The sequence below is a fragment of the Gordonia sp. NPDC003585 genome, assembly GCF_040610755.1.
GTDB lineage: Bacteria > Actinomycetota > Actinomycetes > Mycobacteriales > Mycobacteriaceae > Gordonia.
Map to the genome: position 1 here is coordinate 14668 of NZ_JBEXMX010000007.1, position 12088 is coordinate 26755.

A 12088-nucleotide genomic window follows, 5' to 3' on the forward strand; every position below is an offset into this window, starting at 1 on the left:
GCCCCGATTGTGGTTCCGGTCACGGGCATTCTCTCCCGGATTTGGGTTTTCCGACAAGCCGCAGGACACCCGGACCTTTCCTTCCTCCTGTGATCGCGGCCACAGTCGTGGCATGAGCACACACTTCGGACTCTGGTACGACTTCCGCAATCCGGCCGGCGACACCAACGGCACCCCACCGAGAAGCTTCTCCACCCTGTATCGAGAGGCGCTCGACCAGATGGTGTGGGCCGAATCGCTGGGAATCGATTCGGTGTGGCTGACCGAGCACCACTTCATGGCCGACGGCTACACGCCCTCGCCGTTCGTCATCGCCGGGGCGATCGGCGAGCGCACCAGCCGACTGCGGATCGGCACCAATCTGATCGTGTCGCCCCTGCACAACCCGATCCGGTTGGCCGAGGACGCCGCCACGCTGTCGCTACTGACCGGCGGACGGTTCGACCTCGGCGTCGGGCAGGGCTATTGGGAGCCGGAGTTCGCCGCCTTCGGTCGCAGCCTGCGCAATCGACCGAGCCTCCTCGAAGAGGGCGTCGGCATCATCCGGAACTGCTGGTCGGGATCGGATGAGCCGTTTGCGGGCCGCCGCCTGAGCAAACCTGCTCTGCCGGTGACGCCGACGCCGGAATCCGTCCCGGCGCTGCTGGTGGGTGCGATGGCCGATCCCGCCATCGAGCGCGCGGCACGCATCGGCGACGGGTTCCTGAGCACCCAGAACGCACACCACGCGTCGTATCTCGCGGCGGTCGACAAGCTCGGCAAGCCTCGTTCCGAGGCCCGGATCTACGCGGGCCAGTGGGCGATCATCGCCGACGATCCGGAGCGGGAGTGGGCCCGCATCGGCAAGCATGCGCTCTACCAGATCAACCAATACATCGAGATGGGTGCGTTCAGTCCCATCCCCCAGTTCACCGATCCCGCACAACTCGTCGAGGCCGGGTCGTACACGTTGTGGGATGCCGACACCGCGGTCTCCGAGATCAGCGAATTGCTGCGTGCCACACCGGAGATCGTCGACGTCCATTTCTGGGCGCAGTTGCCCGGTGAGTCGGTGGAATCCGGTAGTGCGCGCGTCGAACTCCTTGCCACCGAGGTCATCCCACGCGTTCGCGCCCGGCTCGCCGATCCCGAGCCGGCCGAGGTGCTCGCATGACCGACGCCGCGCCACTGGTGATCACCGACTTTCTCTTTCGGGCGCGAGAGATGTTCGGCGACAAGCTCATCATCGACCACGTCGACGGTGTCGAGACGATGCGCTACGACTACCGCACCTACTCCGACCGGGTTCTGCGGTTGGCCGCCGCCCTCGTCGCACGTGGTGTCCGCCCGGGCGACCGGGTGGGCACCCTGGCCTGGAATCACCACCGGCACTTGGAGCTCTACCTCGCGATCCCGCTCGCCGGCGCGGTCCTCCACACGATCAACATCCGCCTCGAGGCCGACGAGATCGCCTACATCGTCGACCACGCCGACGACACGCTCGTCTTTGCCGATCCTTCGCTGGAGCACCTGCTGTCGGAGGCGCGACGGCGCCGTCCGGACATGCCCGTGGTCTCCCTTGATGACGGCGAGTACGAGGACCTGATCGCCACGAACCCACCTCTGACGCAGCCGGTTCCCCGCCGCGACGACGACCTGGCCGCGCTCTGCTACACCTCCGGCACCACCGGATCGCCGAAAGGCGTTGGATATCGCCACAAATCGTTGTACCTCCACACCTTTGCCGCTTGTCTGGCCGACGGTCACGCGATCAGCGAGCGTGATCGCGTGCTGCTCGTGGTGCCGATGTTCCACGCCAACGCCTGGGGAGTTCCGTTCGCGGCGTTGATGTCCGGCGCCGATCAGGTTCTGCCGGGTCCGCATCCCGCTCCCGCCGACATCGCTGCCATCATCGAAAGACACCAGGTCACCTACACCGGCATGGTGCCGACCGTCGCGGTCGACCTCGTCGCCCATGCCATTCGTGAGCACATCGACCTCACCTCACTGCGAGCACTCGTACTCGGCGGCTCGACACCGAGCACCGGGCTGATCCGCGACATCGAGGAACGACTGGGCGTGCCGGCCTTCCAGGGCTGGGGAATGACGGAGATCTCCCCGATGGCCACCTACTCTCGACCGCCCGCCTCGGTCGCCGACGACGACTCCGCGGCGCGCGCCGACTACATCCGTAAACAGGGGCGCCTACTGCCCGGACTGCGGTGGCGCCTGCTCGCCGACGACGGGTCCGACGCCCCGCACGACGGCGTCAGCCGTGGCGAGGTCCTCATCCGCGGGCCCTGGGTCGCCACCGAGTACTTCGGCGACCCGCACCCGGATCGCTTCGTCGACGGCTGGTTGCGGACGGGCGACATCGGCACCATCGACTCCCGCGGCTACCTCGAGATCGTCGACCGGGCGAAGGACCTGATCAAGAGCGGCGGTGAGTGGATCAGCTCGGTCGCATTGGAGGAACAGTTGCTCGCCCATCCGGCGGTCGCCGAGGCCGCCGTGGTGGCGATGACGCATCCTCGCTGGCAGGAGCGGCCCGTCGCCTTCGTCGTCGGCGCCGGGGACGCCCCATCCGACATCGAGGCTCTGTACGCCGACCTTCGCGAACGGCTGCCCCGGTGGTGGATTCCCGACCACATCGTCGTCGTCGACGCATTGCCCCGCACGAGCGTCGGGAAACTCGACAAGCGCACCCTCCGTGAGCGGGTGTCGGCCGACCCACCTTTGTGGGAACCCACAAACGGCGCAGCGGAGCCGGTACCGGTGGCGGCCGCCGATTCCTAACGTGTCAGGTATCACATCGAGAACGGAAGGGATCGGGCATGAAGTTCAGCGTGTTCTACGTGCTCGAGACCCCCGACCGCGATTTCCGCCGGGCCTACGACGAGATGCTTGCGCAGGTCGAGATCGCGGAGGAACTGGGCTTTCACGAGGTGTGGCTCGCCGAACACCATGGCAGCGACTACGGGTCCATGCCGTCGCCGCAGATCGCCGCCGCAGCCATCGCCGAGCGCACCGAACGCATGCGCATCGGCATCGCGGTCAGCAACCTGACCTTCAACTGGCCGGTGCGCATCGCCGAGGACTACGCGATGGTCGACGTGCTCTCGGGCGGCCGCCTCGACCTCGGAGTCGGACGCGGCTATCAGCCACACGAGTTCCGGGCCATGGGCGCGCAGGATCGTCGCGACGTCAGCCGGGAGGTGTTCGCCGAGGCGCTGCAGATCATCAGCGGCCTGTGGACCAAACCGGTCGGGGAACCGTACACGTTCATCGGCAAGCACTTTCAGATCGTCGAGGCCGACTGCCGCCCCGGCGTCCTCCAGCGTCCTGCACCTCCCATCTACATCGCGTCGATCTCGCCGGAGACCTTCGATCTGCTCGCCGACGACGGACACGACCTCCTCGTCACCCCCACCCTGATGACGCTGCCCGAACTCAACGGCTTTGTGGTTCGCACCAAACGCGCCCTGCTCGACCACGGATGTGAACCCACCGCCATCGACTTCCCGATGAACTGGCAGATCCACCTGGCACGCGACGAGCAGACCGCCGTCGAACGTGCTCGCGAGCCGTTGCGCTGGTATTTCGACACCGTCATGTCGGCGATCCCCCAGGGCTCCGACGCCGTCGGCTACGAGCGGTACGCCGAACTCGCCGCCAGCGCCGGCGAGGGAGCGATGAGTCTCGACGGCCTCCGCGAGGGCGGCGTCTGCTACCTCGGTGACCCGGCCGGACTCGTTCGCGAGATCGAGATCCTGCGTGAAGAGACCGGACTCGATCACCTGATCTGCTGGATGAAGTTCGGCGGCATGGCCCACGAGCACGTCGTCGAGTCGATGGAACTCCTCGCCGAACACGTCATGCCCGTCTTCGCCGACGCACCCGCGCTCCTGCCCCGAAGCCTGCGGGACCATACCCCTAAATCGCACGGCAACAGTATCTTTGACGATCTGTCCACCGCCGAACTGCTCGACCTCGAATCCCATCAAGAAGGAGAACACCATGAGCTATCTCGCCGTTGAGAACGACCGCCGCATCTATTTCGAACACCACACCGGCACTGGCCGCGCAGTGGTCCTGTTGCACGGCTGGGGCGCCAACACCCGATGCTGGGACACCGTCGCGCCGGCACTGCGCGCCGCCGGCCACGAGGTCGTGCTCATCGATCTGCGGGCATGCGGTAAGTCCGACAAGGACTTCGACGACGTCTCGATCGACAGCGACGCCGCCGACGTGGTTGCCGTGGTCGACCACCTGTCGCTTCAAGCGCCGGTGATCAACGGATGGTCGTTCGGAGGTGCCGTGGCGACTGCTGCCGTCGCGAAACTCGGCGACCGCGCAGGTGGACTCGTCCTCACCGGCCGCGTCGCCGCGCTACACCGCGACCGACGACTGGCCGCACGGCGGCACCGTCGACGACGTCGAGCAGGTCCTCGCCAGTGCTGCTGCCAATCGGGCCGACACCTTCCGCGGTGTGGCACAGGCCGTGTTCTCCGAACCACCGAGTGACGATGTCCTGAACTGGATCTGGGGCATGTTCATGGAGATGGGACCCCTCGGCGACAACTCCCTGCGCGACCTCGCGCGCATCGACCTCCGCAAGGAGCTCGCCGCGATCACCGCCCCCATCCTGTCGCTGCACGGCACCGACGACGCCTTTGTCCCGTACTCCGGCGCGCAGGCCGCCGTCGAGTTGGCCGTGAACGCACGGCTCGTCACCTTTGAGGGCTGCGGACATGCGCCGTTCCTGCAGGACCGCGACCGCTATCTCACCGAGCTGCAGGAGTTCCTGAAAGCATGAGCACGCAACCGGCAAACACCCGGCCCCTGGTCTGGATCGTCACCGGCGGGTCCCGCGGAATCGGCCGCGCGGTGGTGGAACGGGTGACCGCACAGGGTGATCACGTCATCTCGCTCGCGAGAGGGGTGGCCACCTCGCCCTTCACCCATCCGCAGCGGGTGATGGAGATCAAGACCGACGTCACCGACTCCGACTCGGTCGGGCGCGCGATGAAAACCGTTGCCGAGGAATACGGTTCCGCGCACGCGCTGATCAATGTCGCCGGCGTCCACCGCGGCGGCCGGATCGACGACCTCACCCGCGAGTCTTGGGATCTGGTGCTGGCCACCAATCTCACCGGCGCTTTCGAGATGTCCCGAGCGGCCGTCCCGCTTCTCGAATCCGGTTCCGCCATCGTCAATGTCGGTGCAGTCGTGGGCCTGCGCGGCTTCCCCGGCGACGTGGCCTACGGATCCGCGAAGGCCGGATTGTCCGGCATGACGCAGGTTCTCGCCGCGGAACTGGCCCCGCGCAACATCCGGGTCAATCTCGTCGTGCCGGGTTTTGTGGATACCGACATGACGTCGGGTCTGTCCGAACGGGCACGCGCCCGCATCGTGTCGTCCATCCCGGCCGGCCGAACCGGAAAACCCGAGGAGATCGCGCAGGTCATCGTCGATGTCGCAGGTGCCACCTACATGTACGGCGCCACCGTGCCGGTCGACGGCGGTCTGCTGAACTCCTTCAGCGGTGGTGCGCGCTGAGGCTTGTTGTGGCAACCCACAACAGCTCCCAACTCGGCCGGTGACGCAGACCACACTTTTCCATAGCGTCTGTACTGCAAACGAATTCAGCACTCGCTGACACCACAGAAGGAGTAACCGGTGGCACCCAGTACCGCGAACGTCAGTCTCGAGCAGCAGAACAAGGAGCTCGTCGCCGATTTCATGGAGGTGTTCTCGACAGGCGATGTGGAGGGAATTCTCTCCTACCTGTCCCCCACCGCGACCTGGTGGGTGGGCGGCACCATCGACGGGATCTCCGGCACCAAGGACAAGCAGGCGTTCGGCGAGATGCTGTCGAGCTTGTCCACCGCCACCACCACCGGTGCCATCCGGCTCACCCCGTTGGCGTTCACCGCCGAAGGCGAGCGCGTCGCGGTCGAGACCGAGTCGTATTCGGAGATGACCAACGGTCGCGTCTACAACAACCTCTACCACTTCGTCTTCGTGGTACGCGACGGCAAGATCGATACGGTCAAGGAGTTCCTCGACACCGAGCACACCCGCGCCGTCTTCCTCGCACCCTGACCACAACTCCCCCAATCACATTCACCTCTCAACCCTCAAAGGAGCCCCACATGGACGTCGGCATTCTTCTGGTCTTCCAGAACTATAACGAGAACATCAGCGACGAAGAGGTCTTCCGCCACGACCTCGAACTCGGCGTGCTCGCCGAGAAGGTCGGATTCGATTCGGTCTGATCGGCCGAGCACCACTTCGACGACTACTCGATGTGCCCCGACAACTTCGCGATCCTGTCGTATCTCGCCGGCCGCACCTCACGGGTGAAGCTGGGCCTCGGCGCGGTCATCCTGCCGTGGAACGATCCGCTGCGGGTGGTCGAGAAGGCCGTCATGCTCGACCAGATGTCGGGTGGCCGTGTGCTTCTCGGCATGGGCCGCGGACTGGCCAAGATGGAGTACGAGACCTTCGGCATCCCCATGGAGGACGCACGCTCGCGCTTCAACGAGGGCGCCGACGTCGTGATGCGCGGCATCCGCACCGGTCTCGTCTCCAGTGAGGGACCGAACTTCCCGCAGGTCGAGGTCGAGGTCCGCCCGCGTCCCAACCCGACGACCAGTTGGGACGGAAGGCTTTTCGCCGCCGCCATGTCGCCGGATTCGGTGCCGATCGTGGCCGACATGGGCGTGCAGATGATGACCTTCATGCAGTTCCCGTTCGAGAAGCATGCCGAGCAGATCAACGGCTGGAAGCAACTGTTCCGCGATGCCCAGGGCACCGAACCCGGCCCGCCGGTCATCCAGGACTTCGTGATCTGCCACGAGGACGAGGAAGAAGCCCGACGCCTCGCCTACGAGCACATCAACCGGTACTTCCTGTCGGTGATCAAGCACTACGACTTCGCCGGCAAGCACTGGCGCGAGACACCGGGCTACGAGACCTATCAGGCAGGCGCCGACATGATCCGTGAGGCGGGCATGGAAGTTGCGGCCGACGCGTATGTGGAGGCCAACGTCTACGGCACGCCCGAGCAGATCGTCGAGAAGTACGCCCACCGGCACGAGTTGATCGGCGACTTCCTGGCCAACGCGGCGTTCTCCTTCGGCGGACTCCCACTCGCCGAGGCCGAGAAGAGCCTGAAGTTGTTCGGCGAGAAGGTCGTTCCCGAAGTGCACAAAGATGACCGCCAAAACACCGGTCGGCGTGTAACGCCCGACCGCCCACCAGGCAACCGTGGCGCCGGTGCCGCCCATCCGCGCCGGCGCCACGGCCCCCCAACCCACAGATCTTCCAGGAGTTCACAGTGAGCGATCCAATCGCCGATGGCGTCGTACTCGAGTTCCGTGAGGTGATGTCGCGGGTCTGCACCCCCGTCGCCGTCGTCACCGCATTCGACGGCGAACGACCGCACGGCACCACGGTGAGTGCGTTCACCTCACTGTCGATGACTCCGCCGATGGTGCTCGTATCCCTGGACCGCGGCTCCGATCTGCTCGCAATCATCCGCGAGACAGGCACGTTCGGCGTCAATGTCCTGGCCCACCAGCAGGCCGACGTCGCACTGCAGTTCGCCCGCAAGGGCGCCGACAAGTTCGACGGCGTCGACTGGACCGCAGACGCGGGCCTACCGCGGCTCACCGGGTCGTCGGGCTGGCTCGCCTGCACATCCGAATCCCTGGTCGATGGTGGCGATCACGTCATCGCCCTCGGCAATGTCGTCGCCACCGGGCACACGTCCGCCGACCCGCTGACCTATCACGCGCGGATCTTCGGTACACATCGCGCGCTGGAGATCGCGTCATGACCGCCGCCATCGGGCCCGCCGAGGCCGTGTCGCACGCCGTCGCAGCCATCGCCGCGGGTGGTCTCGCCGTCGTCATCGACGACGCCGACCGCGAGAACGAGGGCGACCTGATCGGTGCGGCGTCGTTGGTCACCGACGAGGCGATGGCGTTCATGGTGCGTCACACCACCGGGATCATCTGCGCACCCATGACCGACGAACGAGCGCGTGCACTCGACCTGCCGCAGATGGTCACCCACAACACCGACGCGCACGGCACCGCATTCACCATCACCGTCGACCACGTCGACACCGGTACCGGAGTGTCGGCGGCCGATCGGGCGGCCACCGTGCGTGCGCTCGCCGACCCCACCACCCGCCCGGCCGACCTGCGGCGCCCCGGTCACGTCTTCCCGCTCCGTGCTCGCGAGGGCGGCGTCCTCACCCGCGCCGGCCACACCGAGGCGGCCGTCGACCTGGTCACGATGGCCGGTGTCGGAGACGTCGGCGTGATCGGTGAGATCGTCGCCGACGACGGCACCATGCGGTGCGGCGACGACCTGCTCGCCTTCGCCGCGGCGCACGACCTCCCGGTCCTGCGGATCGCCGACCTGGTCCATCACCGCAGTACATCGACATCGCTGGTGCATCAGGTCGCCTCGGCCACCATGCCGACGGTATTCGGCGACTTCCGGGCCGTCGCCTACCGCAGCGAACTCGACGGCACCGAGCACCTCGCGTTGGTGATGGGCGACCTCGCCGCAGCCAGCCACACCGACCGCGGAACCCTGGTGCGGGTCCACAGCGAATGCCTCACCGGTGACATCCTCGGATCCCTGCGCTGCGACTGCGGGTCACAGCTCGAGCAGGCCCTCGCCGCGATCGCCGAAGAAGGCTGCGGCGCGGTGGTCTACCTGCGCGGACACGAGGGTCGCGGGATCGGGCTCGCACACAAGATCCGTGCCTACGCGCTGCAGGAGCAGGGGCTCGACACCGTCGACGCCAACACCGCGCTGGGCCTGCCGGTGGACTCCCGCAGCTACGGCGTCGGGGCCGCCATTCTCGCCGATCTCGGAGCCCGTCGATTGCGTCTGATCACCAACAACCCCGCGAAGTACGGCGGGCTCGACGGTTTCGACCTCGAGATCGTGGGACGCGTCGGGCTACCCACCGTCACGACACCGCACAACGTGCGCTACCTGCGGACCAAACAGGAACGCATGGGGCACGTACTCGAGGCGCAGGCCGTCACCGGTGCCTGAAAACCGCTGCTAGTGTGATCAGCAGCACACCGTTTCACGTTCGAGGTGAGGATGACCGTCTCCGCTGATCCCCCGTCGACCCTGGTCAGCCGGGAGCGCGAGGTCATCGCGGCGTTCGCCCAGGTCACCACCGAGGCGATCACCGACGCGAAACTCGAGGACCTGCTGACCCTGGTGGGCCGACGGCTGTGCGCCCTGCTCGGGGTGACGCGGTGCTCGGTCTACCTGCGCCACGGCAACGGTCGGTATCGCGGCGCCGCCGGCTATTGCCAGGAGGCCGGTGACATCACCCAGGCGGTCAAACGCCAGGAATCCGGGTTCGACGGCGACCGCTTCAGCCAGGAGGTCATCACCACCCGCCAGCCGGTGGTGATCCGCGACGCCCTCAACGATCCGCGGCCCCATCACCGGACCATGGCGCACTGGGATGTCCGCGCCATGCTCGGTGTTCCGCTCGTGTTCGACGACGAGGTCATCGGCGTGATCTTCGTCGACAGCCGCGGCCGCGATCACGAGTTCACCGCAGACGACATCGAGCTCGCGACGTTGTTCGCGCGACTGTCGGCGCTGTTCATCAGCCAGGCCATGCTCAACACCCGGCTTCGGCGCCAGGCTGCCGAGATCGCCCGCAACAACTCGACTCTCGCCTATCTCGCCGACGTCCACAAACGGCTGACCAACGCGGTCCTCGAGGGCGCCAACATCGGGCGCGTCGTCGGCCTGCTCAGCGAACTGTCGGCAAAACCCGTGGTGCTCTACAACAACGACTTCGACGTACTCGCCTGGGCGGCACCGGAAGCGCTGAGAATGGATGCGCCACCGATCATCAGCGCCAAGGTCCGCAACACCGCGTCGGTACGGGCGACGCTCGCCGAGCTGAGTGTGAACACCCCGTCGGCCGTGGTCCCCGCCCAGCTCGCCGTGGGTTTGGGTCGTCGGCATCTCATGTGCCGCATGGTCATCGAGGGCAAACCGAGTGGCTTCCTCGGGATCGTCGAGGTCGGTCGCAGCCTGGAATCGATCGACGCCAACATCGCCGAACGCGGCGCGACCGTGCTCGCGCTGCAGATGCTCTCCGAACGCCGGCAGATCGAGACCGAGGGTCAGGCCCGCGACGACTACCTCTCCGACCTCCTGCGCAGCGGCCGAGACAAGGAACATCTGGTTCGACGCGGTCCGCAGTTCGGCATCGACCTCACCAATCCGCATGTGCTGGTGCGCTTCACGGTCGACGACGCGCAGGGTCAGATGTCGGCGTCGGCGATTCAGTCGCTGGTCACCCGCACCTTCTCGGCGGTGATGTCGATCCCCGCGCCACCCGCAGTGCGGCTGCCGGGCGCGGTGATCGTGATGGTGCGCCTCTCCCACGACAATCCCGACGTGGACGCGATCCGCACCGACGTTTCGACGATCGCCGATCGTCTCGCCGGCCAATTGTCGCTCGGCACAACCGTCATCTCCGGTGTCTGCCGGGTGCCCACCGACTTCCCCCACGCCCATCGCGAACTGCGCGACATCGGTTCCATCGCACGCTCATTCGACTGGGGCACCCGCGTGGTCAGCCTCGACGACCTGGGACTCTTCCGCGTCGTCGTCAGCAGTGGACACGTCAAGGAAGCGCTGCACTTCGCGCACTCCTACGTCGCGGCCGTGCGCGATCATGACGACGGCACCCTGCTGGCGACGTGGCGCGCGTTTGTCGCAGCCGACGGCAAGGTGCAGGCCACTGCCCAGGCATTGGACGTGCACGAGAACACGATTCGCTATCGGCTCGGCCGGATCCGAGAGATCTGTCGACAGGATCCGACCAGTCTCGACAGCCTGTTGTCGGCGAAGATGGCCTTTCAGGTGCTCGAACTTTCGGGTGAGTGACGTCGGTTCGGTTTGTAGTTCTCCACAACGCCACCTCAACTCGACGGTTCCACTCAATGGCGTGCGCTCATAGCGTGGAGACATGCCCACGACCCCCACCAGCGAAGCGATCGCCGGCGTCGATCTCGCCGCGCTGAGCGACTGGATGGAGCGTGAGGGCTTACCGGACGGCGCGATCACTGATCCGGCCCCCATCGGCGGGGGCACGCAGAACATCATGGTCCGGTTCTCCCGCGGTGACACCGAGTTCGTGTTGCGGCGCGGCCCGCTGCATCTGAGGCCCGGGTCGAACTCGGCCATTTCTCGCGAGATGCGCCTGTTGGCCGCCCTGGCCGACACCGCGGTGCCGCACGCTCGATTCATCGCCGGCAGCACCGACGAGGAGATCCTCGGCGCGGTGTTCTATCTGATGGAGCCGGTGGACGGGTTCAACGCGGCGACGCACCTGCCGGCCGCGTATGCCGCGGCACCCGCGGGGCGTCGCGTGATGGGCTTCGCGCTCGTCGATGCCCTCGCCGCACTCGCCGCCGTCGACCACACTGATGTCGGCCTTGACGATTTCGGCCGGCCGGACGGCTTCCTCGAGCGCCAGGTCCCGCGCTGGCTCGGCGAATTCGACCGCTATGCAGACACTCCCGGGTACCCAGGACCGGAGTTCGGCGACGTCGGGAAGCTGGCGTCGTGGCTCGACGACAACCGGCCCGGTGCCAGCCGGCCCGGAATCCTGCACGGCGACTACCACATCGCCAACGTCATGTACGCGATGGAACGCCCCGAGGTGGCCGCGATCGTCGACTGGGAGATGGCCACCATCGGCGATCCGTTGCTCGATGTCGGCATGCTGTCGGCGATCTGGCCGGAGTACGACGGCGAGTCCGATCTCTACGAGAGCGCCCTCGGCGCCACCGGCGACCTGCCCAGCCGAGCCTCGATGCTCGAGCGGTATGCCGCGCAGTCCGACCGCGACCTCAGCGCGATCGACTGGTACACCGTCCTGGCGTGCTTCAAGATCGGCATCATCCTCGAGGGCACCTACGCCCGATCGTGTGCCGGTGCAGCCGGTCGTGACGTCGGAGAACGGCTGCGCCGCTACGCCAATGGACTCTTCGACCGAGCACACCGCATCGTCGGCTGATCCATCGAACCCAACCCG

The 12088-nt window shown here is 66.6% G+C and carries 13 protein-coding genes; all 13 read left to right on the forward strand.

Annotated elements, in window-relative coordinates; genetic code table 11:
* Positions 1 to 112 precede the first annotated feature (112 nt).
* The gene (locus tag ABZW74_RS03040) at positions 113 to 1153 is read left to right on the forward strand and encodes an LLM class flavin-dependent oxidoreductase (protein WP_355273756.1); all 1041 of its coding nucleotides are present in this window, start codon (positions 113 to 115) and stop codon (positions 1151 to 1153) included.
* Positions 1150 to 2775, forward strand: coding sequence for a long-chain-fatty-acid--CoA ligase (locus ABZW74_RS03045; RefSeq protein WP_355273759.1), 1626 nt, complete (start codon positions 1150 to 1152; stop codon positions 2773 to 2775). Before ABZW74_RS03040 ends, ABZW74_RS03045 begins: the two co-directional genes overlap by 4 nt.
* 38 nt (positions 2776 to 2813) lie before the next feature.
* Positions 2814 to 4016 carry an LLM class flavin-dependent oxidoreductase gene (locus ABZW74_RS03050; RefSeq protein ID WP_355273762.1) on the forward strand — a complete coding sequence of 401 codons (1203 nt, stop codon included), beginning with the start codon at positions 2814 to 2816 and terminating at the stop codon, positions 4014 to 4016.
* On the forward strand, positions 3997 to 4503 hold the full coding sequence (locus ABZW74_RS03055) for an alpha/beta hydrolase (protein ID WP_355273765.1): 507 nt from the start codon (positions 3997 to 3999) through the stop codon (positions 4501 to 4503). Before ABZW74_RS03050 ends, ABZW74_RS03055 begins: the two co-directional genes overlap by 20 nt.
* Positions 4469 to 4795 (forward strand): alpha/beta hydrolase, encoded by a 327-nt coding sequence (locus ABZW74_RS03060; protein WP_355273768.1) that lies wholly within the window; start codon positions 4469 to 4471, stop codon positions 4793 to 4795. Before ABZW74_RS03055 ends, ABZW74_RS03060 begins: the two co-directional genes overlap by 35 nt.
* The gene (locus ABZW74_RS03065) at positions 4792 to 5538 is read left to right on the forward strand and encodes an SDR family oxidoreductase (protein ID WP_240856640.1); all 747 of its coding nucleotides are present in this window, start codon (positions 4792 to 4794) and stop codon (positions 5536 to 5538) included. Before ABZW74_RS03060 ends, ABZW74_RS03065 begins: the two co-directional genes overlap by 4 nt.
* A gap of 120 nt (positions 5539 to 5658) precedes the next feature.
* The gene (locus tag ABZW74_RS03070) at positions 5659 to 6084 is read left to right on the forward strand and encodes a nuclear transport factor 2 family protein (protein ID WP_355273771.1); all 426 of its coding nucleotides are present in this window, start codon (positions 5659 to 5661) and stop codon (positions 6082 to 6084) included.
* A 50-nt stretch (positions 6085 to 6134) separates the two neighbouring features.
* Positions 6135 to 6257 (forward strand): hypothetical protein, encoded by a 123-nt coding sequence (locus tag ABZW74_RS03075; protein WP_355273774.1) that lies wholly within the window; start codon positions 6135 to 6137, stop codon positions 6255 to 6257.
* Between the two features lie 30 nt (positions 6258 to 6287).
* Positions 6288 to 7325, forward strand: a complete 1038-nt coding sequence (locus ABZW74_RS03080; RefSeq protein WP_355273777.1) for an LLM class flavin-dependent oxidoreductase — start codon at positions 6288 to 6290, stop codon at positions 7323 to 7325.
* Complete coding sequence (locus tag ABZW74_RS03085; RefSeq protein WP_355273780.1) at positions 7322 to 7822, forward strand: flavin reductase family protein; 501 nt, start codon at positions 7322 to 7324, stop codon at positions 7820 to 7822. The genes ABZW74_RS03080 and ABZW74_RS03085 overlap by 4 nt, the downstream gene beginning before the upstream one ends.
* Positions 7819 to 9063: a bifunctional 3,4-dihydroxy-2-butanone-4-phosphate synthase/GTP cyclohydrolase II gene (locus tag ABZW74_RS03090; RefSeq protein ID WP_355273783.1), complete on the forward strand. Its 1245-nt coding sequence runs from the start codon at positions 7819 to 7821 to the stop codon at positions 9061 to 9063. Before ABZW74_RS03085 ends, ABZW74_RS03090 begins: the two co-directional genes overlap by 4 nt.
* Before the next feature lie 51 nt (positions 9064 to 9114).
* Entirely contained in the window at positions 9115 to 10935 is a 1821-nt protein-coding gene (locus ABZW74_RS03095; protein ID WP_240856635.1) for a GAF domain-containing protein, read from the forward strand.
* An 82-nt stretch (positions 10936 to 11017) separates the two neighbouring features.
* A complete protein-coding gene (locus tag ABZW74_RS03100; RefSeq protein ID WP_240856634.1) occupies positions 11018 to 12070 on the forward strand; it encodes a phosphotransferase family protein in 1053 nt (350 codons plus the stop codon).
* The last annotated feature ends 18 nt before the right edge of the window (positions 12071 to 12088 follow it).